This window comes from Prochlorococcus sp. G4PB16 (assembly GCF_059772465.1).
Map to the genome: position 1 here is coordinate 702,053 of NZ_CM186289.1, position 23,554 is coordinate 725,606.

General features: G+C 33.0%; 21 protein-coding genes. 13 read left to right on the forward strand and 8 right to left on the reverse strand.

The annotated features are described in order from the left end of the window. Nucleotides 1-223: 223 nt before the first annotated feature. Nucleotides 224-1,270, reverse strand: coding sequence for a chlorophyll a/b binding light-harvesting protein (locus AC6EIZ_RS04365; protein ID WP_498512676.1), 1,047 nt, complete (start codon nt 1,268-1,270; stop codon nt 224-226). A gap of 178 nt (nt 1,271-1,448) precedes the next feature. On the opposite strand from AC6EIZ_RS04365, the gene AC6EIZ_RS04370 reads away from it, so the two are divergent. Together AC6EIZ_RS04370 and AC6EIZ_RS04375 are read left to right on the forward strand one after the other, a co-directional pair. Next, nucleotides 1,449-1,646, forward strand: a complete 198-nt coding sequence (locus AC6EIZ_RS04370; protein ID WP_498512678.1) for a hypothetical protein — start codon at nt 1,449-1,451, stop codon at nt 1,644-1,646. 115 nt (nt 1,647-1,761) lie between these two features. Continuing rightward, entirely contained in the window at nt 1,762-1,968 is a 207-nt protein-coding gene (locus AC6EIZ_RS04375) for a hypothetical protein (RefSeq protein ID WP_498512680.1), read from the forward strand. A gap of 92 nt (nt 1,969-2,060) precedes the next feature. Here the strand turns inward: AC6EIZ_RS04375 and AC6EIZ_RS04380 are convergent, their stop codons facing one another. Next, nucleotides 2,061-3,149 carry a chlorophyll a/b binding light-harvesting protein gene (locus tag AC6EIZ_RS04380; protein ID WP_498512682.1) on the reverse strand — a complete coding sequence of 363 codons (1,089 nt, stop codon included), beginning with the start codon at nt 3,147-3,149 and terminating at the stop codon, nt 2,061-2,063. A 249-nt stretch (nt 3,150-3,398) separates the two neighbouring features. Then, on the reverse strand, nt 3,399-4,463 hold the full coding sequence (locus tag AC6EIZ_RS04385) for a chlorophyll a/b binding light-harvesting protein (protein WP_498512684.1): 1,065 nt from the start codon (nt 4,461-4,463) through the stop codon (nt 3,399-3,401). Between the two features lie 476 nt (nt 4,464-4,939). On the opposite strand from AC6EIZ_RS04385, the gene AC6EIZ_RS04390 reads away from it, so the two are divergent. The 6 genes from AC6EIZ_RS04390 to AC6EIZ_RS04415 all read left to right on the forward strand — a co-directional run bounded on the left by AC6EIZ_RS04390 (nt 4,940) and on the right by AC6EIZ_RS04415 (nt 9,597). Next, nucleotides 4,940-5,185 carry a TIGR03643 family protein gene (locus AC6EIZ_RS04390; protein WP_498512686.1) on the forward strand — a complete coding sequence of 82 codons (246 nt, stop codon included), beginning with the start codon at nt 4,940-4,942 and terminating at the stop codon, nt 5,183-5,185. Continuing rightward, nucleotides 5,182-5,325 (forward strand): DUF2256 domain-containing protein, encoded by a 144-nt coding sequence (locus AC6EIZ_RS04395; protein WP_498512688.1) that lies wholly within the window; start codon nt 5,182-5,184, stop codon nt 5,323-5,325. The genes AC6EIZ_RS04390 and AC6EIZ_RS04395 overlap by 4 nt, the downstream gene beginning before the upstream one ends. A 98-nt stretch (nt 5,326-5,423) precedes the next feature. After that, nucleotides 5,424-6,914 carry a cryptochrome/photolyase family protein gene (locus AC6EIZ_RS04400; RefSeq protein ID WP_498512689.1) on the forward strand — a complete coding sequence of 497 codons (1,491 nt, stop codon included), beginning with the start codon at nt 5,424-5,426 and terminating at the stop codon, nt 6,912-6,914. A 127-nt stretch (nt 6,915-7,041) separates the two neighbouring features. Next, nucleotides 7,042-7,485 (forward strand): peroxiredoxin, encoded by a 444-nt coding sequence (locus tag AC6EIZ_RS04405; protein ID WP_498513180.1) that lies wholly within the window; start codon nt 7,042-7,044, stop codon nt 7,483-7,485. A 27-nt stretch (nt 7,486-7,512) separates the two neighbouring features. Next, complete coding sequence (locus AC6EIZ_RS04410; protein ID WP_498512691.1) at nt 7,513-8,652, forward strand: FAD-binding domain-containing protein; 1,140 nt, start codon at nt 7,513-7,515, stop codon at nt 8,650-8,652. Nucleotides 8,653-8,694: 42 nt separating this feature from the next. Next, nucleotides 8,695-9,597, forward strand: a complete 903-nt coding sequence (locus AC6EIZ_RS04415) for an oxidoreductase (RefSeq protein WP_498513182.1) — start codon at nt 8,695-8,697, stop codon at nt 9,595-9,597. A 5-nt stretch (nt 9,598-9,602) separates the two neighbouring features. Here the strand turns inward: AC6EIZ_RS04415 and AC6EIZ_RS04420 are convergent, their stop codons facing one another. Continuing rightward, nucleotides 9,603-10,196 carry a hypothetical protein gene (locus AC6EIZ_RS04420; RefSeq protein ID WP_498512692.1) on the reverse strand — a complete coding sequence of 198 codons (594 nt, stop codon included), beginning with the start codon at nt 10,194-10,196 and terminating at the stop codon, nt 9,603-9,605. 1,069 nt (nt 10,197-11,265) lie between these two features. Next, entirely contained in the window at nt 11,266-13,047 is a 1,782-nt protein-coding gene (locus tag AC6EIZ_RS04425; RefSeq protein ID WP_498512694.1) for a tetratricopeptide repeat protein, read from the reverse strand. A gap of 200 nt (nt 13,048-13,247) precedes the next feature. Here AC6EIZ_RS04425 and AC6EIZ_RS04430 point away from each other — a divergent pair, with 200 nt between their 5' ends. Further along, nucleotides 13,248-14,252, forward strand: a complete 1,005-nt coding sequence (locus AC6EIZ_RS04430) for a hypothetical protein (RefSeq protein ID WP_498512695.1) — start codon at nt 13,248-13,250, stop codon at nt 14,250-14,252. Here the strand turns inward: AC6EIZ_RS04430 and AC6EIZ_RS04435 are convergent. Beyond that, the gene (locus tag AC6EIZ_RS04435) at nt 14,227-15,018 is read right to left on the reverse strand and encodes a tetratricopeptide repeat protein (RefSeq protein ID WP_498512697.1); all 792 of its coding nucleotides are present in this window, start codon (nt 15,016-15,018) and stop codon (nt 14,227-14,229) included. The two genes, AC6EIZ_RS04430 and AC6EIZ_RS04435, sit on opposite strands and share 26 nt — an antisense overlap. Nucleotides 15,019-15,745: 727 nt before the next feature. Here AC6EIZ_RS04435 and AC6EIZ_RS04440 point away from each other — a divergent pair. Beyond that, nucleotides 15,746-15,883, forward strand: a complete 138-nt coding sequence (locus AC6EIZ_RS04440) for a hypothetical protein (RefSeq protein WP_498512698.1) — start codon at nt 15,746-15,748, stop codon at nt 15,881-15,883. A 207-nt stretch (nt 15,884-16,090) separates the two neighbouring features. Here AC6EIZ_RS04440 and AC6EIZ_RS04445 read toward each other — a convergent pair whose 3' ends face one another. Further along, a complete protein-coding gene (locus AC6EIZ_RS04445; RefSeq protein WP_498512700.1) occupies nt 16,091-16,606 on the reverse strand; it encodes a hypothetical protein in 516 nt (171 codons plus the stop codon). Between the two features lie 447 nt (nt 16,607-17,053). After that, nucleotides 17,054-18,724, reverse strand: a complete 1,671-nt coding sequence (locus AC6EIZ_RS04450; RefSeq protein ID WP_498512701.1) for a GspE/PulE family protein — start codon at nt 18,722-18,724, stop codon at nt 17,054-17,056. A gap of 413 nt (nt 18,725-19,137) precedes the next feature. Here AC6EIZ_RS04450 and AC6EIZ_RS04455 point away from each other — a divergent pair, with 413 nt between their 5' ends. The 3 genes from AC6EIZ_RS04455 to AC6EIZ_RS04465 all read left to right on the forward strand — a co-directional run bounded on the left by AC6EIZ_RS04455 (nt 19,138) and on the right by AC6EIZ_RS04465 (nt 23,450). Then, nucleotides 19,138-20,889, forward strand: a complete 1,752-nt coding sequence (locus tag AC6EIZ_RS04455) for a prepilin-type N-terminal cleavage/methylation domain-containing protein (RefSeq protein WP_498512702.1) — start codon at nt 19,138-19,140, stop codon at nt 20,887-20,889. 372 nt (nt 20,890-21,261) lie between these two features. Next, nucleotides 21,262-22,227, forward strand: coding sequence for a prepilin-type N-terminal cleavage/methylation domain-containing protein (locus tag AC6EIZ_RS04460; protein WP_498512704.1), 966 nt, complete (start codon nt 21,262-21,264; stop codon nt 22,225-22,227). Nucleotides 22,228-22,469: 242 nt separating this feature from the next. After that, nucleotides 22,470-23,450, forward strand: coding sequence for a prepilin-type N-terminal cleavage/methylation domain-containing protein (locus AC6EIZ_RS04465; RefSeq protein ID WP_498512706.1), 981 nt, complete (start codon nt 22,470-22,472; stop codon nt 23,448-23,450). The last annotated feature ends 104 nt before the right edge of the window (nt 23,451-23,554 follow it).

Below are 23,554 nucleotides of genomic sequence, written 5' to 3' on the forward strand. Positions count from 1 at the left end.
TCTTCCAAAGTCTAGTTATAGCTTAATTTAAATAGGCGAAATTCTCGACTAATCATTCCAAGAAGCTAAAGACACAAGATCTAAAGAATTCTTTGACAAAAAATTTTCAACTTGTAAAACCAATTAATTTTTTTTGAAAATCGTTCAAAATTAGAAGATAAAAAATTTGCAAAAAAAAAGAGAGGATTTAATCCTCTCTCATAAAAATTAATTTTTTAAATAATCAATAAAGTTGAGCAGGAAGAGGTTCTTTTAGAATTTTCTTAAAGTCAAATCCCATAGCCCTTAAAGCATGCCACAGATGACCTTGGAGGAAGAAGAATCCAAAGTAATAATGAACGTTTGCCAAAGCTGCTCTAGTTGTATGGCCAAAGAAAGCTGGACCTCCTGAAAGATCAACACTATCAATCCAATAAGGAGCAACACCAAACTTCAAGATCAAAGCTTCTCCATACCAAGCTTCTGGGTAGACAGTTGTATTCTGTGCACACCAGAAAGCTGCAACTACAGCCATCCAACCAATTCCTGCTAGAGAGAAAGAAAGAATTGATTCTGCTGAAAGAAGACCAGCTCCTTTAAATTTGGTGTATTCTCCAACTTGCTTAGTAGCGATATGGAAAGCTCCACCTGTGATCTCAACAAATGCTAAGAATGCATGACCACCCATAACATCCTCAAGACTATCGATAGCCAAGAAGTCAAACTGATGGTTCCAGATATTGGTCAAGTTAAGGTTGTATTCGACTTGTCGAACAGCTCCTAGGGCAGGATCGTAAATCCCATGAATTCGAGCCCACTCAACAAACCATATACATGCAACACCAAAGAAAAGCAAATGGTGACCAAGGATAAAAGTCTGATTATCGGGATTATCCCATTCAAGCTTGAACTTTCTAGCTTGAGGTACCTCTGAATCTTGCATATCGCCAACAAATAGCACTGAATGCAATAAACCACCGGCTCCATAAACCATGGAAAGAACCAAATGCACGATGGCAATAGAAGCAACTCCTGCCCCTGTCCAAGCACCAGCCTCATCAAAGCCGATACCAATTGAAGCTAAATGAGCAAGAAAGATAGAACTCTGGTGTCCCATTGGGATCTCAGGGTTATATCTTGCTAGTTCCCATAGAGTACTTCCACCTGCTGCAAAGGCTATTAGCCCAGTATGAGCAATGTGAGCAGCAATGAATTTACCAGATTTGTTAGTAACCCCAGCGTTTCCAGCCCACCAACCATAGGTGACATCCGGGTTTCCGTAGGTCTGCATGATTTAAGATTTTTGGCGTAATACGGTGAGCACACCATACAGGCAGCTCAATTCAAAAACTACTATTAGTAATAAGGTCTTATACAGAAGTAGTAAAGTTTTTTTTCTTCAAATTGGCTCAACCCGCAACTAAACTAGGTTTTCATGGAAATACTCAAGAAAAATTTAAATATCAAAAATGAAATCTGCTTTACAACTTGAACTGCAAGACCTTCATGGACTCCCGTATATCGCAACAATAATTTGGTTTGTTCTGCTCGGAGTTTGTCTTTTAGCAGTGGTTTTTTACCTTTTTCAAAAAAATTACAGGTCCAAAGCAGAAGACATCAAAGATGATCTCCCTCCTAAGAAGAAATCACTACCAAAAGGGTTTTAAATGACTAAGAAAATTTTGTTTTTCAATGTTAGTTCTCAAATTAATGTAATATCCTCAGACACGGGTTTGGCTAAGTGGCCACCTGGGTTATCAATAAAAACAATTTTTTTACTCAATGATTGATTTTTCTCACCTTCTTGATTTCGCCACTCAGCTTCCACACCCATCAGATATTGGTTTAATCAAACCATCAGGTGGTTTTAATTTGGCAGCTGCTCTATGTGGATTAGGAGCAGTTTTTGGAGCATCTCAATTCTTTTATTATTCTGATGACTCAAAAAGAATTGATCCTTGGGCAAAGCCTGAAAACTATAAAAACTAAAGAAAGTTAAAAACTAATTAAAGTTTTTCATCACAAAAAAAGAGCCTCGCTTAACACGAGGCTCTTTTTTTTGGAATCTTAAAAACCAATAATTAATCAGAAAGGGTAACCCTTGCGCTATCAAGATTACTAATTGAATCAGTAACCTTCTTAAAATCAAAGCCGAGAGCACGTATTGCATGCCAAAGGTGACCTTGAATGAAGAAAAAGCCCAGGTAGTAATGAACATTTGTAAGCCAAGCTCTTGAAGTATGGCCACTAACAACTCCAGTCATATCGGCAGTATCAATCCAATAAGGAGATATACCAAATTTAAGAGCTAATGTTTCTCCATACCAAGCTTCTGGATAAACAGTTGTATTTGTTGCACACCAGAAAGCAGCAATAATTGCCATCCAACCAATACCAGCAAGAGACCATGAAAGTACCGCTTCAGCAGAAAGAATGTTCTTTCCTTTGAATTCTGTATATTCTCCAACCTGCTTAGTAGCGATATGGAAAGCTCCACCTGTGATCTCAACAAATGCTAAGAATGCATGACCACCCATAACATCCTCAAGACTATCGATAGCCAAGAAATCAAACTGATGGTTCCAGATATTGGTGAGGTTAAGGTTGTATTCGACTTGTCGAACAGCTCCTAAGGCAGGATCGTAAATCCCATGAATTCGAGCCCACTCAACAAACCATATACATGCAACACCAAAGAAAATCAAATGGTGTCCAAGGATAAAAGTCTGATTATCGGGATTATCCCATTCAAGCTTGTATCTTGCTGCCTGACGGTGTTCAGGACGATCATCAGCAAACAAACCTGAACTATTTTGAGTGTCTTCGCTAAAGATCAAAGAATGCAATAGACCTGCACCCGCATAAACCATTGAACAAATCAGATGGAATACACCAATAAAAGCAATTGATGTGCCGTCAAATACTGTTCCAGTTGGATCAAATCCAATACCAATAGAAGCAAGGTGTGGGATACTCACCATTCCTTGGTGACCCATTGGAATATCTGGGTTGTATCTAGCAAGCTCCCAAAGTGTGTTTGCACCAGCTGCGAAACAAATCAATCCTGTATGAGCAACATGCGAGCCAATAAATCGGCTTGACTTATTTGTTACGACAGAATTACCAACCCACCACCCGTAAGTGACGTCTGGGTTTCCGTAGGACTGCATAATTGAGGAAATTAAAGTCGAAATTCGTCCTACCTTACATTTAGTGCAATAAATTTGCTTGAAATCGTAAAAGGTCTTTATTTAATGCACAAAACTAATTAACAAAAGAGTTGAGTTTATTGATTGATTTTCCCTAAAAAGCAGTGACAGATGGAAAACTAGAATCCTTGATTAATATCCGTCAATTTAAAAAAAAAAGCCCCGCAAAAATTACGGAGCTTTATGAAGTATTTAAGTATTTGAAATTAGTTAGTCGTTTAAAGTAATTTGAGCTCTATCTAAACCAGCGACAGCATTTGTGACTCTCCTGAAGTCAAATCCTAATGCACGGATTGCATGCCATAAATGACCTTGCAAGAAGAAGAAACCAAAATAATAATGGACATTTGTCAAGGCAGCTCGCGTCGTGTGGCCTGCGAATGCAGTACTGTCACTTACATCTACAGTATCAATCCAATAGGGAGAAATACCAAATTTCAAAGCTAAAGGCTCTCCGTACCAAGCCTCTGGATAAACAGTTGTATTGGTTGAACACCAGAAAGCTGCGACAATTGCCATCCAACCAATACCAGCCAATGAGAAAGATAAAACTGCCTCCGCAGAGAGGATGTTGGCTCCTTTAAATTCTGTGTATTCTCCAACCTGCTTAGTAGCGATATGGAAAGCACCACCTGTTATCTCAACAAATGCTAAAAACGCATGGCCACCCAAAACGTCTTCAAGATTATCAATAGCCAAGAAATCAAATTGATGATTCCAAATATTTGTCAAATTAAGGTTGTACTCAACTTGTCTAACAGCTCCTATTGCTGGGTCATAAATTCCGTGAATTCTGGCCCATTCAACAAAAGCAATACAAGCCACCCCAAAGAAAATAAGATGATGACCCAAAATAAATGTCAAATTATCAGGGTTGTCCCATTCAAGCTTAAATTTTTGAGTAGTAGGTCCTGGCCCATCAGCCAAATCCCCATCAAATAGTAGAGAGTGAGAAAGAGCTCCTCCCGCATAAACAAGAGAAGCAATTATATGGACTATTGCTACTGAAGCAACATTGGCTCCAGTCCAAACACCTGCATCATCAAATCCAATTCCAATAGATGCAAGATGAGCAAGGAAGATAGAACTTTGATGCCCCATAGCTATGGAAGGATCAAACCTTGCTAACTCCCAAAGAGTGCTCGCTCCCGCAGCAAATGAAATTAAGCCCGTATGACCTGCATGAGCTGCAATAAACTTTCCAGCGCGGTTAGTAACCCTTGAATTACCAGCCCACCACCCGTAGGTAACATCTGGATTTCCATAGGTCTGCATATGAAATCAGGGGGGAATATATTTTTTCCACACTACAAGTTAGTAGACTTTTTAACTATCTAAAACATAGAAAAAACGCCAATGATTAATAATTAAATATCATTTTATACCCGTATATAAGTAAAACTTAACTTTGAAATAGTAATTAATTAGTTAAAACTTTGAGGTTATAAGTTTAATGATTTAAACTAATCGAATTGATAAGTAATGCTTAACTGTTAGGAGGTTTTTTGATTACTGGAAGAGTGCAAGCACTCTTCCAGTGTTGACAGAGAAACGAACTTCGACTTCAATTCCTATCAACAGAACATGTCATAACAAAAATAAACCTTGAGTGTGAGGAAAAATAATTCATTTCATACACCAAAAACAAACTGGTAGGGATTTCTTTTTTATAAATCTGATAAAATCTTAGGGATTTACGTACTTACATTTTCACAAATTTCATCTAAATTATTTATACTTTGCAATAGATAATGCTAATAAAAAATCTAAGTACTTCAGAGGTTGACCGCATTATAGAGATGGCTTGGGAAGATAGGACTCCTTTCGAAGCGATCGAATTTCAATTCAATCTTAAAGAGAAAGAAGTAATTCAGTTAATGCGAGCGAGCTTAAAGTCATCTTCATTCAAAATGTGGAGGAGAAGAGTTTCAGGAAGAAAGTTAAAGCATGGGTTCCCAAATCAGAAAACAAGATTCAAATCACCAAACCAAAAGTGAAATTTAAACTGATAAAAAAATGCCCAAAGTGCAAAAGAGATTTTTCTTGGAGGAAAAAATGGTCTAAGAACTGGGAGAATGTCATTTATTGCTCTGAAAGATGCCGAAGAAGAAAAAACGAAGTTAGCTATTCTGAATAAATTCTTCGCATTAAAAAAATTTTTTAGTTATTTTTAATCAACATAATTAGCTTCTTAGATGCTTATCAAGAAGTAAAATTTCTTCCTATGCCAAAACAGTGAGAAAAATATTCCTAATTTTTCCAAATCAATTATTTAGAATAAAAAAGCAATTTCTTGATATTAAATATATTGCCTTAATCCAAGACAGTCTATTTTTTGGTTCTGATAGTGAGTGGAAACAAAAATTTCATTCTCAAAAAATTATTTTCCATAAAGCGACTATGGACTATTACGAAGAAGAACTAATAAAACAAGGTCATAGTGTGCTTTATATAAAACATAAAAGAGAATCAAGGACTGAAGACAATCTTAATTATCTTTTGGAAAAAGGTTTTAATCATTTTATTACTTATGAAGCATTTGATTGGTCACTAGAAAAAAGAACAAAAGATTTCACGTTAAAAAATAATATCAAATTAGAAATAATACAAAGTGAAATGTTTTTAACATGCAAGGATTTATCTGAAGAAATCCTTAATCAAAAAAAGATATTTGGCATGCAGAAATTCTATAAGAGTCAAAGACAAAGACTAAATATTCTTATTGAAAAAAATGGTTCGCCAACTGGCGGAGAATGGAGTTTTGACAAAGTGAATAGAAAGAAATTACCAAAGTCAATCAATGTACCAATAATAAAAAATATAAAAACAAACAAGTTTGTAGCTAAAGCGAAGAAAGATATTTCTACTATTCACAGGGAATATTATGGAATTCATGAAAACTTTAATTATCCTACATCTCATAAAGAAGCGGAAGAATGGTTAGATAGTTTTTTAATTGAAAGATTAAATTTGTTTGGAGATTACGAAGATGCAATACACTCAAGCCATAGGAAACTTTGGCATAGTGTTCTTTCTCCATTAATTAATTCAGGATTACTCACTCCCAGACAAATAATAAATAAGTCCTTAGATTTTTATCAATCCAATAATATTGGGATTAATTCCTATGAAGGATTTATTAGACAAATTATTGGCTGGCGTGAATTTATCCTATTAATGTATAAACGTAATAGTTTAGAACTACGAAATGGAAACTTTTGGGATTTTGAGGATAAACCAATTCCATCTAGTTTTTACACTGGTCAAACAGGGATAAGGCCTTTAGATGACTCAATAAAAAATATTTTAGAGACCGGTTATGCTCATCATATAGAAAGACTAATGATAGTTGGAAATTTAATGCTTCTATGCAGATTCCACCCAAATCAAGTCTACAAATGGTTTATGGAGTTATTTATTGATGCATACGATTGGGTTATGGTTCCCAATGTTTATGGAATGAGTCAATTTTCAGATGGAGGCCTGTTTACAACTAAACCATATATTTCAGGTTCCAATTATATCCGAAAAATGTCTAACTATAAATCTGAAGAATGGTGTTCAACTTGGGATAGTCTTTTTTGGACATTCATAGATGACAATAAAAATAAGTTCAAGGACCAATATCGATTGTCCATGATTCTAAGAAATCTTGAAAAAATGGAACCTAATAAAAAAATGGCTCACAGACGTAAAGCTTATGATTTTTTGTCTAAACTAACTTAAAAATTTCAACTCAAAATTAGAACTGCAAGGTTCTACAATCTTTTTCTAGGTAGTGTTCTTACTGTAAAAGAGAGCTCTCACAAAAAAAAATACTAATTATAATTCATTTTTAGTTTGACCCAGTGTGCTGAAAATTGGTGACCAAATTCCATCGTTTTCATTATTAGATCAAAATGGAAACATCAGAACATCCAATGGACTTAACAAATCTTTGGTTTTGTTTTTTTACCCAAAAGACGATACTCCCGGCTGTACTATTGAGGTTTGTGGCTTTAGAGACAAATATGATCTTTTTAAAATTTTAGGAGCTGAGGTGTGGGGAGTAAGCAATGGTAATACTCATAGCCATCTTGGATTTGCTAGTAAAAATAAACTTCAGTATCCATTACTTTGCGATCAAAATAATAATCTTAGAAAACAATTTGGAGTACCAAAAAAGCTAGGATTTATTGAAGGAAGAGTAACTTTTATAATAGACTCCAAAGGCAAAATAAAACATATATTTGAGGATCTACTAAATGGTCCAGCCCATATAAAAGAAGCCATAAAAGCTTTAAAGAAACTGCAATAATTAGTCAACTTTAAAAATCAACACTCAATGAATATTTTCGAAGAGGCCAACAATGTATTAGATAGATTTATTATCAATCACCTTGATTCATACCATCATCTAAGAAATTACGATTACGGCATAGATAATAGGACTAATGTTTCTCAGATTTCTAAATATACAACTCATAGAATTCTTTACGAATACGAAATACTTGAAAAATTAAAAAAGTTTGATAAGAAAAAAAAGTTTATTGATGAAATCCTATGGAGAATCTACTGGAAGGGTTATCTTGAAAGTCATAAATCAATATGGTTTGAATATATAAATTTCGAAGAAAAGTCAAATCATTCAGACTTATTTATATCTGCGATGGATGCTAAAACAGGTATAGATTGTTTCGATACATGGGTAGAAGAACTTCGAGAAAATAACTATTTACATAATCACTCAAGGATGTGGTTTGCAAGTATATGGATATTCACTTTAAAACTACCATGGCAATTAGGAGCAAGACTTTTTATGAGACACTTATTAGATGGCGATGCTTCATCAAACACATTAAGTTGGAGATGGGTGGCAGGCATACATACAAATAAAAGGCCCTATCTAGCAACTAAAGAAAACATCAATAAATACACCTTAGATCGCTTCGGAAATATGCCAATAAGACTGTCTAACAAAATGAATTCAATCAAAACCAAAATACATAAACAAAACAAACTACCAATCAAAGCAAACTCCAAAAAAAGTGATATTCTAATTATGTTTGACAATGATATGAATATTAGCGGTAGATCAAAGCTATTTAATTCATACTTAAAAGTTTATATTATTTTCAATGGAGTAGTTAATTATGGATTTGATCTAAGTGAGAAAGTAAGTCAGTACAAAGAAAGTTTAATCAAAAACGTAAACAAATTGATCCCTAACTCAGCTGTATTAAAATCGAATGAAATAGATATATTTTTGAATAATTATCATTGTGTAGATGTCATTTATCCTGGCGTTGGTTACAATTTAGATTTAATAAATAAATATGCAAATCACAATAAAACCAAGATTAATTTTATATATAGAGATGAAGATCTTATTTATTGGAAATATGCGAATTCAGGATTTTATAAATTTAAAAATGCATTTTACAAATTTAATGATAAATACAAAAAGCATAATTACCACAAATAGAACGAAATAAAACTATAGTAAATTGATATGTTTAAACAAGCGATGTTCAATTTGAATGAAATTAATATGCAAAGTGGGAGATTATTCTTGATAACTGGAGCGAATAGCGGTCTTGGCTATGAAACATCAAAATTCCTTCTAGGACGTGGGGCAACAGTAATTATGTGTTGCAGAGACTTACTTAAAGGAGAGGAAGCTAAACAAAAACTTTTGAAATACGATTACTCTGGAAAGATTGAAATAGTTAAATTAGATTTATCCGATTTGAAAAACGTTAAGAAATTTACTAATTATATCAGGAAAAAATTTGATAACTTAGATGTTCTAATAAATAATGCTGGAATAATGGCCCCGCCAAAGACTTTTAGTAAACAAGGTTTCGAAATACAGTTTGCGGTTAATCATCTTGCTCATATGAGTTTAACCTTGGAATTATTACCAATGCTTGAAGAAAAAATCAACTCCAGGGTTGTCACCGTAACCTCGGGTGTTCAATATTTTGGAAAAATTCAATGGGACGATCTAAATGGAAATATTAAATACGATCGTTGGGCTTCATATGCGCAAAGCAAACTTGCAAATGTAATGTTTGGTTTGGAATTGAATTCAAAACTTAAAGAGAGCAATTCAAAAACATCTTCACTACTTGCTCATCCTGGATTTGCACGTACAAATTTACAACCCAAATCGGTTGAGGCTAATCAATCATGGCAAGAAGAACTTGCTTATAAATTGATGGATCCCATGTTTCAAAGCGCGAAAATGGGTGCACTACCTCAAATAACAGCCGCCACATTATCTAGCGCCAAAGGAGGAGAACAATATGGTCCTAAGTTCAACTTCAGAGGGTTCCCAAAGATATGTAGAAATGCGCCTAAAGCGCTAAATCAAACTTCAAGAAAAAGATTGTGGGAGATAAGTGAGAAACTTATCAAAAGTGTTTAAATCTTTTAAATTAAAGAAAGTAGTTCTTCTCCTCTATCACATATTTCCTGTTGAGAAGGACAATCTAATTTTCCAGTCCACATAATTAAACCTTTTCTAATTGCACAATTACATTTATCACTCCCAGTCAATTCATTAAGTTCTTTCCCTGTCCAAGGTGGTGGATTATCGCTAAGCATTATTTCTCTCAAACGATCAGTAAAAGACTTACTTAATTGATCGTAAATTTGTATCACCTTAAATAAATCGTCAAAGGCCTGGTCTTTATTTTCAAAGTTTCCTTTTTCGAATTCTTTATCAAAAAGAGCTCTCATAAATTTTGTACAATTAATGGCTTCTGAATTGCTAAATGGTTTTAAATTTTGACTTAAATATTCCCTATTTTTTACTATTGATTCAAGAGAAATTAATCTTTTCTCAATCTCCTGAATCTTGTTTAACCCATCAGATTCAGAATTTTGCAAATCATCATTAGACAAGGAGTTAGTAACTAAATCAGTAATGTGCTCAGTAAGGCTTTTGCCCGACCTCATCGCTTGACGTTTAACCTTAATCAATAACTCTTTTGATATTTTAATATTAAATTGACTTTTAGTCATTCTGTCTATCTATGACTAGCCTAACTATAATCAATTCTTTAATAATAACAAGATAAAAATCAGTAAATACTTTAAAACCGATTAACAATCAACAGCTCCATACTTATCTATATTGCTAGAAGTAGTAGTTTAAATAGTATTTATCAAACATAATCTATATCTACTAGAAGTAATAGTTTAAATAGTATTTACCAAACATAATCTATATCTACTAGAAGTAATAGTTTAAATAGTATTTACCAAACATAATCTATATCTACTAGAAGTAATAGTTTAAATAGTATTTACCAAACATAATCTATATCTACTAGAAGTAATAGTTTAAATAGTATTTACCAAACATAATCTATATCTACTAGAAGTAATAGTTTAGATAGTATTCTGTCAAACTTAATCTATATTTACTAGTATCAGCAGCTAGTCGCTGCTTGAATCAAATAATTTCAATATTCCAATCTAGCCCACTTTTTAAATTAAGAGGTCCTATAAAGTTCCTCTCACTGGCACTACTTGTTCTGACTTAGAAGATAAAGCCAAGAAAAATAATTATGATCAATCAGTTCATAGCCACTCGGACCAAGACATGTCCAACCCAAGCCAGAGATGGAAACTATTTAATGCATCAAGCTCATACTTTCAGGAGCTTCATTCATGAATTCATATCAACCAACAAAACGACTGGCATCCCAACACCTCTACAAGTTTCCATTCCCAATATTGCTAAACCCAAAAAGAGGCAACTCGCTCACTGAGTATTCTTCCAGATGTCCAGGCTGTAAAAAGATTCCTCGGTATGTACTCAACTCTCTCTTTAATTAATTCAATTGATTACTATAAAAGACCTATACATTTCTTAGGTTGTTAATACTATAATATCTCACTAAATAACTAAATAGAATATGAATCAAAAGTTAAAAGGTCGGGTAAATAAAAATACAAAGTGCCATAAATTAGCATAAACTAGTTTGGTATAGTCGAATAAAACTTTAAAAGTGTTTATAATCAAAAAGGCTTAGTAATTAATAAAAAAAAGAGAATTTAATACCAAAATTAATAATTATATCTATCTTCAAATTAAATCTACATTATGATATTTATCAGTTTTTTTCAAAATTTCAATCGCGGGACGAAGCATATCTTTATAGTTCTTCCATCCACCTATGGATTTTGGATTAATCGGTGACCGCACTTGAACACTACTTGCTGTTGAAACCGAACGAGGGTTTAGATGAGGAGATAAATAGGCCTCATTCCACTCCCAATCCAACCAATCGATTAAAGATTTAATTTCATCAGATGAATTATTTACAAGCAAATCATAATTTAAGTCATATATTTTTGATCTATACCTATTTTTGTATTCAGTCATTATTTTATCTTGATCCAAGTAAACTCTTGCGCATTCAGTTAAGGAAGAGGAGTAATCGTTGGCCTTAGTAAAATGTGTCCGATAGAGTGAAAGAATATTATCTAAAGGATTTCTATAACAATGAATTATTTTAGCGTTAGGTATTTCCTTAGCGATAATACCTGTGTATTGATAATTGTATAACCATTTATTAGTTGTGATAGTTAATTCACTCTTATGATTCTTAACTTTATTCCAATATAATTCAGCAAGAGTTAGTTTTTGATTGATTTTCTTATGTTCGAGGAAAGACTCCTCAAGTAAATTAATCTCCCCCAAATCATTAACATTAGAGTTTCTACTTAGAATAGATTCCAATAATGTGGATCCACTTCTTGGCATACCAACAATGAAAATGCTCGTAGGAGATTGAGTTTCTTCTAGTAGATTTATATCTCTTTTATCTGATTCAATAAGTAATAATTTAGATTTATTAAATCTAATATCTGATTTAGATGGGTTAAGATCATTTTTTAATTTATTAGCCAATTTAAGATATCTAGAGCTTTCTTCAAAAATTTTTTTCTTGTGCAGAATATTTGCTCTTGCAAAATATATATCTATCTTTTTGACTTGTGATTTGTTTTTTAAAAATTCTGCAGAAAAAAGATTATCTAGCCATATCTTATTATGAAAAGTTTTTTTTAGTTTTGAAAGAGAGTAATATATTTCAGTCAAATCTGGATTGATTATAATAGCTTTTTGCAATATAAGCTCTGCTTCTTCGAATTTTCCAAGTTCTAAAAGTATGCTTCCAAGAGTGGAATATGACTTTGCACATTGAGGATTTAGTTTAATTGCTTTATGAAGCGATATTTCTGCTTCTATTGATTTACCAAAATCTCTCAATACTAAACCAAGATTAAAATGAGCAAAAGCGAGATCAGGTTTTAATTTAATTGCATTTAGTAGTGACATTTCAGCTTCCTTTAATCTTCCAAGCTCTCTTAAAGTGTTTCCAAGATTAGAATGTGCTTCTGCCAGATAAGGATTTAATTCAACAGCTCTCCTTTGTGATAATTCTGCTTCCTGCCACTTTCCAAGGTCACTCAAAATATTTCCAAGGTTGGCATGAGCAAAAGCAAAATCAGGATTTAGTTCAATTGATTTGCGCGTTGATAATTCGGCTTCGTGTAATTTGCCAAGACTTTTTAAAAGAGTTGCATAATTAAAAAAAACTTTTGGATCACTAAAACCTTGACTTATGACATATTCATAATATTTTTTTGCTTCTGAAATGTTTCCTTGATTATGAAAAATGTATGCTTGGGTAATTATTTGTTCTTTAGAAGTTAGGAAAGATGTATTAGTAGAAATAGAAATATCCTCGTTTAATTTGTCTATAGATAATGCGACAGGGAATGTTATTGCTTCATTTATTGAACTGGTTTTATTACTAGCTTTTTTCTCGTTAGATTTATGATGCTCACCAAAACCTTTCATGTTTTAAGTTTTAATGCTTTTTCATTCCGATCATAACAATTCTCCAGAAAACTTGAAAAAAATATAAATTAAATTATATTTAGCTCTATTCCTACGAACTCTTTCATGTTAATTATTTAGTTACTGTCAAAAAAAACTATTTACAAAGTTTAGGCTGAACATCAGACTTATAATGATTTGAAAAAATTAAGATCTTTTTGATGGATACAAAGTGGAATAATCTAATTTCCGAGTTTCGTAAGCATGGAGGAGTAGCCGATAATGTATGCCAAAAGAACGGTGCAAATGGAAGAGGTATTTTTCCTATCAATTCACAAAGAAAATCAAAGATTTATACTCCCTATACTCTTATGATAAATAAAGATGATATTTATTTGGATGACAACAAATTAAGAATCAAAAAACATGATAAATATAATCAAGATGTAAAGAGCTTTTTTAGCTACTACCAAGATAATTTCTCGTGGGGAGAAGGTGGAAAGGAGGAAACAGAATTGTTCGAAAAAGGATTAAATCTCTTCCATCCAGATTTAAAGAGATTATTAAAACAATATTCGATTGTGGACATAAGTAAAAGACATGAAGGGCACTGGAGTGATGTAATTTTAAAGCAATTTCTTGATGCTCGAGCATTTAAATTTCGAAAATCCTCAATGATTTGTCCAGTTTTGGAACTTGTAAATCACGAGGTGATTTCATTGCCTTTTATAGTGCGTAAAGAAGGAATTAGTACACCAAATTATCCTCCATTAAATACTGAAATAACTCATAATTATAGTCCTAAAAGTTCATTAAGTCGTTTTTTCACCTATGGTTTTTTTTGTAAAGAAACGATAGTTTTCTCGATACCTTTCAATATCAATATCAAAGGGAAAGGTGTTAATATTTTTTGTAAAGGTAATGATATTAGTGATGACTCTATGAAAATAGAAAGATCTGGAAATAAAATTATAATAGAAGGATTACCTATTTCCGATATTAACAATCAGAAATTACCCGTAAATTATTTTAATGAGTTAATTAGAAGAATAGATAATGCTAATATTAGTAAAGAATTATTCTTAAGAATTATTGAATTAAATATTTCGACTAGAAAAATTATTTTAAAAGAATTAAACTCAAAGGATAATAATAATAATAATATTTTGTTTGAATTCCGTAAACTCCTAGATTATGATATCAGTTCGATTTCGTCTTATAATTAAAAGTATATGATCCGTTGATAGACCATGGTTTAAGCTCAATAATTCTTTGAGAGCATTTCAAAGCTTCTTTGAAATCTCCCAACTCCCGCAGCATAATTCCTAGATTTAAGTAAGCATCTATATAGTCAGGTTTAAGTTTAATAGCTTTGCGTATTGATAAATTTGCTTCTTTAAATTTGCCTAGATCTTTTAAGATCGTTCCAAGATTATTATATGCCTCTGGGTAATCAGGCTTAAGTTCAATTGCTTTACGCATCGATATCTCTGCTTCAACTAAATTCCCCATTCTAATTAATGTTGTTCCAAGATTATAATGAGCCTCTGGATAATCCGGCTTGAATTCAATTGCTTTACGTATCGATATCTCTGCTTCAATTAAATTCCCAAGATCTATTAATGTTATTCCTAAATTTGAATGAGCCTCAGCAAAATCAAATTTAATTTCAATAGCCTTACGTTGAAAAACTTCTGCTTCTTTATATTTTCCCATTTGTTTCAATATTACTCCATAATTAGAAAAGACTCTGTGATCTTTAAAACCTTGATTAACAAAACACTTATAATACTTGATTGCTTCTGAAATACATCCTTGAGAATGAAATTTAAATGCTTTAATAATTATTTCTTCTTTAGAAGGTTCAGAAGGTATATTAGTTGCATAATCATGGATCTCATTAATCTCATCTAAACCAAATGGGATAGGAAATATTATTAATTTCTCATATTGATTATTATTAGTATTATTACTTTCGTTTTTAATATTCATATTCAAACAAAAGGTTAATAAAGCTCGTCAAAGGCTCTACTAAATATTCTTTATTTTACTATACTTGCTTTCAAATATAAATTGAACAATCTTAAATCTAGATTATGAAAAGAAAAAATCTTGACTAGACCTATGACAAACAAAAAGAACAAAAGTTGAACGAAAAGGCTTCGGAATCAGCTCTTTTCTAAAAAGAAAGACATGAAGCAGTTCAATAATGAAAAATCTAATTATCCAGAGGATCTATGCATACATGAGGTTTTCCGTTTAGAAATTGTTTTATCTAAAGCGAAAGAAGAAACTCAGACATAGACTTATATTGTAAAATTTACTTAATGAGAGATTTAAAGAATCCAGATAAGCGATAAAGAGATCAATTACAAGCCAGATAATATCCAAACAAAAGTTAGAATAAAAATAGACTAGAGTTCATTAAACCACTTGGGATCGTAGAAATGAAAGCTTCCAGACTTTAGAAAAACCCCAACAGATCCATTTATACCAATCAATTACAAGCAAATTTCAGTGTTAGACCATTAGAAAGATGAAATTATCCTTTTTTAAGTTTCTCGATATCCGCGCCAAGATATCAACATGCGCACGAGAAAAATATTCGAGAGCTTTGATTGTATTGGAGGATTATTCAAATAAGTGCTTAATATTTGTTGCCCATTCAACAAATATCAGCTAGAAAAAGTAGCAACAACTACAACAATGGCTTCGACCCATGATTAATGAGAACCTTGTAGAAATCCTTCTCGCTGCAATTCTTGTTTCAAATACCTATGACAAGGATCAGCCTGTAATAAAATGGGGTGGAATAGTAATAGCAGTTGCTGGTGTGGCTTCAGCTTTATTTATTTAAAATTTAAATCGTTTGAGATTGGTTTAATTCAAATAGATCAACATCCACAAAAAAAAGCTGCAAGTTATTTGCAGCTTTTTTTTGTGGAAGTTATAAAACATCATTAAAGCCAGGAATAACAATCGACTAGAGCGGAAAATAAGGTTAGGCTTCAATTAAGACAACGCAAGCAAAGCGAAAAACTTGCAGCACAAGATCAATCTTTATTCATACAAGATTTTTAACCTCAACAGCTTTTAGAAAAGCTTCATTCAATGGTTCTAAAGAGCTGTTAGTCCACTCAGATAAAGCACTTCTCATTCCACAAGATCCATTCCTATAGGCATGTGTCATTTCTAAACCTGTTAACTCATGATTTCCCGAGAGGATTTCAAAGACTAGTTCAGGTTGACTATCGTAATGAGTAAGACAAATAGATAATTCTGCGAAAGCATCTTTCAAAGAAAGGTTTTTTTCTTTCCGATATAACTCAAATAATTCTTTAGCAATCTCACCATATTTCTTTGCTCCACTATCAGAAAAGATAGTCTCACTTTGATTTAAATCTTGCTCTTCATCAAACGATAAAGATTCTATTAAATTGAGTTTTTCTTCAACTCTTAAAAGTCTTTGTTCAAGTAATTCAATATGTTCCGTCGCTTTTGTTGAACTTTCTTCTAATAACTCAGTAATAAAAGCCGTTAGTGTTTTTCCACTCTTAATTGACTCAGACTTTAGTTTCATTAGTAGCTTAGGATCAATCTTGATGTTCAGCTGAGACTTCTTTTTACCTTTCATCTTTTTTTATTTTTCCTATTATAAGGATCTTTTTCAAAAAGTAAGAATTCTTCTGAACAGAGCTACATCTTTTATCAATAAGAAATTCGTAACGACAATCATTTTTGCTTGGTTAGTGAAATATTTGATTAACTAGATCTTCATGTCTAGAAATTTAACTTTATGTTTTCAAAAGTTAGAATAGGATAAAAACATAGTCCTATTAAAATTGCCTAGAAACTTTAGGATCAATTAATTCCTCGACATTAAATAAAGACTCCTTGTTTTCATGTTAATCATATCAATTACATACAAAAAAATAATGAAAGCTCAATAAATAAAATAATACTAATTCAAATACAAATATTTCTACAAATATTCTCTTTTATCATATAAAATATTATAAATAATACTTTATATTTTGCAAACTCTTTCAAGCTCTGAAATCGTAGTTAATTGTTTATATATTAGTTGTTTTCCATACTCTCTTAAAGTTATCATTCCATCTGCTATTGCAATATCTTGTATTTCCAGATCCGTCATTCCCTTTGCAATTGCATTCTTTATGTTTCTATTGATAATTAGCAATTCATATATTCCTAATCTTCCTTTATAGCCTAGCCCCAAGCATTCCTTACAGTGTACAGTATTATTTGTATTTCTTTCTTCTTCTGAAATAACAGAGGCATATCTAATTAGTGTATTACTTTTAATACCAGTTTTATTTGAATCTTCTTGCGTTATTTCTCGTAATTCACTACAGGAATTGCAAACACGCCTCACTAGTCTTTGGGCTAGAACACCCCTAACTGAAGTATTTAACTTGTACTTTGGTACTTCCATATCTAACAATCTAGTTAACGAACTTGCAGCACTATTTGAGTGTAAAGTTGTAAAAACGAGGTGTCCTGTTTCTGATGCATCCATAGAGGCATTTGCAGTCTCTGGATCGCGAGTTTCTCCAATCAAAATAACATCAGGATCATGTCTCATGAATGTTCTCAGAAGATATGAAAATGTCTGATTTTTAGATTTATTAACTTGTGTTTGAACAATATCTCCACCTAAATCATATTCAATTGGATCTTCAGCTGTAACTATTTTATTCTCTCCATTGTCTATCTCTCTCAAAGCAGCTGCTAGAGTAGTAGACTTGCCTGAGCCTGTCGGGCCAGAAACAATAATAATTCCATTTTTTAAGCTAATTAAATCCCTAAAAGAGTTCCTTACATATGAAAAATCAATTAAAGTATTTAAGTCTAACGAAGACGAATGACTTTTTAAGAGTCTTAAGACCATAGACTCTCCATTTCTTACTGGAACAGTCGAACATCTAAATTCAAGTTTTTTATTTTTGTATTTTTTATAAATTTTCCCATCCTGACTAGCCCTTTTTTCAGATACATCCATATCCGCTAAATTCTTTAAGCTGGCAACTAATTGCAGTCCTTCTTTGCTTTTTATATTTATAAAATTTTGAAGTATTCCATCTTTTCTTACACGTATTTTGTAATTATATTCATTTGGTTCAATATGAATATCAGAAAAATCATTCTTATAGGATTCACTCAATATAAATTCTACTCTTTCCAATACTTCAGAGCCAGATTCTATATCAAATGAATCAAACTCGTCCTCCTTATATTTCTTCATAGTCTCTTTCATTAAAAGCGAATTAGATTGTTTATCAGATAAGAAGTTTAATGAAGAAGGAGGATCATAAGCTTTGTTTTTTTCCTTAGAATTAATATTATTATGATTTATTTTAGTATTCTTTCTTCTATTATTTATTTTTTCTGATTCTGCTGAGAAAGGTTCCCAGAGCGAATAAAAGAATCCACGATCTGATTTATCTAACTTAAAACCTTCTTGAAGCCCCTTAATAATAAGAATCATCCAAGGCAATGATCCAATAACTTTGTCACGCGCTAAAAATGGATCATTAGAAAAATTATTGATTGCAGAATATATTAAAGGAATAAAATCTGTAGTAATAAAGAAAAGGACTGAATATGCAAAAATTCTCTTTCGGTAGTAGCTTGAAATCTTTTTTTCAGTATCATTTAAAAGCTGAATTAAAAACATACAGCTTGGGATTGCCCAACACAGAAGGACCTTGTAAGTGCTTGAAAGGATTAATTCTATCAAATTAACCTTAAATAATCTTTTACGATTCTAATTATCAATTGGATTCAAGCTGACGTAAAGTATAATTTGTAATCTAGGCATATAAAAGTTTATGTTTGAAGTATTATTATTAATTTATAAACTAAACAATCTTTTCAAATAAGAAATTTTCGATAAAAATATATTAAGGAGAAAACTGTTAAAATCAAACCTACAAAAGCTGAAAATGATCTTTAAGGTTTAGAAGTAACTAAGAAGAATATAGTTAGAACTCACAAAAAATAAAACTTAGCAAAAATGGATGAAAATTTCTAGATTTCTTTATAAAATATATTAGTTATTAGTGATTAGTTATTAGTTTTTTGAACCTTGTGAAGAATTCAATCCAGCTAGAGAGGCTAAAGAAACTCCTTCAGAAAAAAGATGAAGGGTTTTCTTTGGTTGAGTTGGTCGTTGTTCTGTCAGTGCTTGCCGTCTTGTCTGCGATTGCAATCCCTTCATTTTACTGTTTACAGAGAAAAGCAAAAGCGACTGCTGCATTGTCAGCCATGAAACAAATTCAAACTGAGTGTGAAATCAATAAAGGATTCAAAAAGGCTTCAAATGAATTCACTCCAAACAATCTTAATTCTTATCAAATCGAATCAGATGGATCCAACAGTTGTAGTGGAGCATCAGGAACTGGATTGATTAGAGCAATACCTAATGATACGAATATATTGCCTACATTCTTGTTGGCGTCCAATACGAATGAATTAACTTATGACTATAGAGGTCAAACAGGAAAAAATTTTTCTGAATGTATGAGTTTGATTTGTATCTCTGCTGCGAATGATCCAACTCCTAGCCCAACTCCTAGCCCAACTCCTAGCCCAACTCCTGACCCTGGCAGCGGAATTGGCGATATTGTGAGCTTTGGTCCTAGTGGTGGAAATAGTCAACTTAGTTGCAATGGAAAATTTATTACAACAAAAGATAGAGACGATTCTCAGGTTTATCGGCAAAGTGTTGATACTGGCGAGAAAATTTTAATAACGTCTACTAAGGATGGAGTCCCATCAACGGGAGACTCACAACAAGTTAAAGATATTTCATGTGATGGTAGATATGCATTGGTAACTCTTGATGAATATGGTTCAGTTGATTTTGATGGACTACCAGGTGCTGATTCAAATGAGAATGATCGAGGAGCTCTGTATAGGAAAGACCTAGAGACAGGTGAAGTTGTAAGAGTAGATACGCTTAGTAATGGCGAGAAGAAAAGAAATAAATGGAGTATTGATGAAGCAGTACTATCCTCCGACGGAAGATTTGTTTTATTTGAGACACCTGATGTTCAGCTTGCAGGATTAGAGGAAGCAGCTTGGCAATCTGAGGATTGGTCTAGGACTTTAGCTTATAGAAAAGATATGAATACAGGCGAACTATCAGTTGTCGTTACAAAACCTGATGGTTCGCCAGGTGATGGTTTTACCCAGTCTGGTGGTTATGGGAATGGTGTTAGTGACGATGGATCCAAAGTAACTTTTATCTATGATGGCGATGATCTGGTACCAGGGGTAAGCGGTAAAAATGTTTATGTTAAAGACTTTGAGACAAATACTGTTTCATTGGTTTCATCAGATAGTCAAGGAAATCGATTAGATGATTTTGGTAATTGGGGATCTGGGTCGACTATTTCCCCAGATGGTTCAATGGTTGTTTTCACAAGTAATGGTGAAAACGGACAAGCTCAGATAATGATGAAAGATCTTAGCACTGGTCAATTAAATGTGATCAGCAAGAACGCCAACGGAATTGAGGGGAATGGCTATTCAGGTGGCGGTAACTTTAATTTTTCAGGGGATAATAACTATTTAGTTTATAATTCTTCTGCATCGAATATTGTTGATAATGATACTAATGGCCATAAAGATATTTATGTCTATGATATTTCGTCAGGAGAAACAAAAAGATTGTTAGCTGATAAAGCCAATTCATTTAATGATCATTTATGGGAGCCTCAAATAACTAAAGATGGTAAATACATTTCCTTTAGTTCAAGAACCACGGGGATTACGGAAGATGGTGGTAGTAGTGGAAACAATGAAACTTATATGGTTAAAAGCCCTTTTTTTGAATGATTAAAAAGATTTCAACCAATACAACAATCAAACAATTAATTTTGGCCACAGAAGTTATAGATTACATGAACGGCTTCTTATCCCTCGACCTCACCATTAATGTCTCTTCGAATCTACTAAAAGTTAGAACAAAGTTAGAATAGTGTATAACCAAAGAAGCCGAGATCAACTGGTATAACTGAACCCCTAGACGTTGAATAAAAACTCCATCACATCCAGTTATACCAGTCGATTACAAGCAAAAATCACGGTTAGACGTAAGTTAGAACAGAAGAACAGAGTTAGAACGCAAAGGTATATCAATTCAGGGGAAATGGATGAAAGCTTTTGATTTCTATCTAAACTAGATTAAATATATAGTTATTGGAACTTGTGAAGAGTTCAATTCAACTGAGGCAATTCAAGAAACTCCTTAGAAAAAGAGAAGAAGGGTTTTCTTTAGTTGAACTTGTTGTTGTTGTATCAGTGCTTGCAGTCCTCTCTGCGATTGCAATCCCCACGTTTACATGCTTCCAGAGAAAAGCTCAAGCTACTGCTGCTTTAGCAGCCATGAAACAAATTCAAATAGAATGTGAAATCAATAAAGCTGGGAAGAGAACCTCAGAAACTTACACTCCAAGCAATCTTAATTCTTATCAAATCCAATCTGATGGATCTAATAGTTGTGGTGGCGCATCAGGAACTGGATTAATTAGTGCAATACCTACCGACACGGAGATATTGCCTACTTTTATTTTAGCTGCAAATAATAATGAATTAACTTATAGCTTTAAAGGTCAGACAGGGACTAATCTATCAAATAGTTTGAAATTAGTTTGTTCTATCTCTAACGGTCCCAATGGGGATGATGGATTGAAGGACGAACTAGAAAAGAGAGAAGGAGTAATAAAAGATACTTATGTTGAAAGAGGTTGTTCTGCTTATGTTTGGGTAGATGGACCAAAATGGGATGATGCTCAGGCTATTGCAATATCACTTGGAGGGAACTTGGCTACGATTAATGATGAAGAAGAGAATGAATGGGTCGTAAATCAATTTACCCAGAAAGTATTGGATGATGTGAGCGATGATAATCAAGGAGTTAAAAATTTGTTTATTGGTTTGACAAGAAATAATGTACAAAAGGATGCAGGCTCTAATGACGGTTGGATTTCAGGTGAGTCTTCTAGTTACAGGCCTAACTATTGGGGTGCTACAGGGTTAGGAGATGATTGGGATGGTAATTACACTGCTCTTGCGATACGAGATCACGAGTCATATACAGAGTTAGCATGGAATGATTTTCCTGATTGGCAACATGCTGGCGTAGGGCTTGTAGAAATACCAATATGTGACTAAGAAAGTTAGAATTCATTCTAACTAGATATTTGAGAACCCTTTGTATGACTAGTCTGCTATACGTTGAATAAAAACTCCATCACATCCAGTTATACCAGTCGATTACAAGCAAAAATCACGGTTAGACGTAAGTTAGAACAGAAGAACAGAGTTAGAACGCAAAGGTATATCAATTCAGGGGAAATGGATGAAAGCTTTTGATTTCTATCTAAACTAGATTAAATATATGGTTGTTGGAACTTGTGAAGAGTTCAGTTCAACTCACGCAATTCAAGAAACTCATTAGGGAAAAAGAAGAAGGTTTCTCTTTAATTGAACTTGTTGTGGTTGTTTCTGTTCTGGCAGTATTGTCAGCGATAGCCATACCAACTTTTGTTTGCACTACACGTAAAGCAAGGGCAACAACTGCGTTGGCTGCCTTAAAACAAATTCAAACTGAGTGCACTGTTAAGAAAACAAATAGGGAATATATAGCGTCAACATTTACCACAAGTAATCTTCAAGGTTATCAAATTGAATCAGATGGAGGGAATAGCTGTGATGGCAACCCAGGTACGGGATTGATTAGTGCGATACCTAATGAACCAGATCAATTGCCTACTTTTATATTGGCGACTAACACTAACGAGTTGACTTATAGTTTTAGAGGAGAAACAGGGACGAACTTTCAAGATTGCTTGGGAATGCTTTGCAATACTTTCAGAGGCCAACAAACAAGAGACTTTGTCCTTTCAGATCAATTCGAAGACATTGTTATTAAAGAAACCTATATAGAGCGGGGTTGTTCAGCATATACATGGGTGAAGGGACCAAGCTGGCTTGAGGCTCAGGCAAACGCAAAGAATCTTGGAGGTAATTTGACAACAATTAACAACAAGGAAGAAAATGATTTCCTAATGAATATTTTTAATGAAGAAGGAAGGAAACATATAACACCACAACAAGGGCACCTTAATTTACATATAGGTTTAACAAAAACTGCCGAAGCTGATGAGGGCGCGCCATATGGCAATGGTTGGATTTCAGGTGAATCATCACTCTATAGACCATCCTCATGGGGAGTTTGTAACACTGAAATGTGTGGGATGGGAACTGATCCAGATGGAGATTTTACTTCTTTTATTTTAGATCTTAATGATCAAAATCCATCGGCAAATTGGAATGATTTTCCTAATTGGCAGGGGGAAGGATTGGGGCTCGCAGAAATTAATATATGTAATTAATAATTAATTGATTCAACTTAATGAATGAAAAGATTTTGATTGAATATTGTTATGGATTATTTTGAAATAAAAGCTATCAAACATTAAATAGGAAACACCGAAAA

Coding starts and splice junctions, on each gene's coding strand:
- AC6EIZ_RS04425 (WP_498512694.1), bottom strand. CDS start 13,047: ATGAAAGGTTTTGGTGAGCATCATAAATCTAACGAGAAAAAAGCTAGT.
- AC6EIZ_RS04390 (WP_498512686.1), top strand. CDS start 4,940: ATGCTAATAAAAAATCTAAGTACTTCAGAGGTTGACCGCATTATAGAG.
- AC6EIZ_RS04435 (WP_498512697.1), bottom strand. CDS start 15,018: ATGAATATTAAAAACGAAAGTAATAATACTAATAATAATCAATATGAG.
- AC6EIZ_RS04415 (WP_498513182.1), top strand. CDS start 8,695: ATGTTCAATTTGAATGAAATTAATATGCAAAGTGGGAGATTATTCTTG.
- AC6EIZ_RS04385 (WP_498512684.1), bottom strand. CDS start 4,463: ATGCAGACCTATGGAAATCCAGATGTTACCTACGGGTGGTGGGCTGGT.
- AC6EIZ_RS04370 (WP_498512678.1), top strand. CDS start 1,449: ATGAAATCTGCTTTACAACTTGAACTGCAAGACCTTCATGGACTCCCG.
- AC6EIZ_RS04450 (WP_498512701.1), bottom strand. CDS start 18,724: ATGTTTTTAATTCAGCTTTTAAATGATACTGAAAAAAAGATTTCAAGC.
- AC6EIZ_RS04410 (WP_498512691.1), top strand. CDS start 7,513: ATGAATATTTTCGAAGAGGCCAACAATGTATTAGATAGATTTATTATC.
- AC6EIZ_RS04420 (WP_498512692.1), bottom strand. CDS start 10,196: ATGACTAAAAGTCAATTTAATATTAAAATATCAAAAGAGTTATTGATT.
- AC6EIZ_RS04445 (WP_498512700.1), bottom strand. CDS start 16,606: ATGAAACTAAAGTCTGAGTCAATTAAGAGTGGAAAAACACTAACGGCT.
- AC6EIZ_RS04380 (WP_498512682.1), bottom strand. CDS start 3,149: ATGCAGTCCTACGGAAACCCAGACGTCACTTACGGGTGGTGGGTTGGT.
- AC6EIZ_RS04365 (WP_498512676.1), bottom strand. CDS start 1,270: ATGCAGACCTACGGAAACCCGGATGTCACCTATGGTTGGTGGGCTGGA.
- AC6EIZ_RS04375 (WP_498512680.1), top strand. CDS start 1,762: ATGATTGATTTTTCTCACCTTCTTGATTTCGCCACTCAGCTTCCACAC.
- AC6EIZ_RS04440 (WP_498512698.1), top strand. CDS start 15,746: ATGATTAATGAGAACCTTGTAGAAATCCTTCTCGCTGCAATTCTTGTT.
- AC6EIZ_RS04430 (WP_498512695.1), top strand. CDS start 13,248: ATGGATACAAAGTGGAATAATCTAATTTCCGAGTTTCGTAAGCATGGA.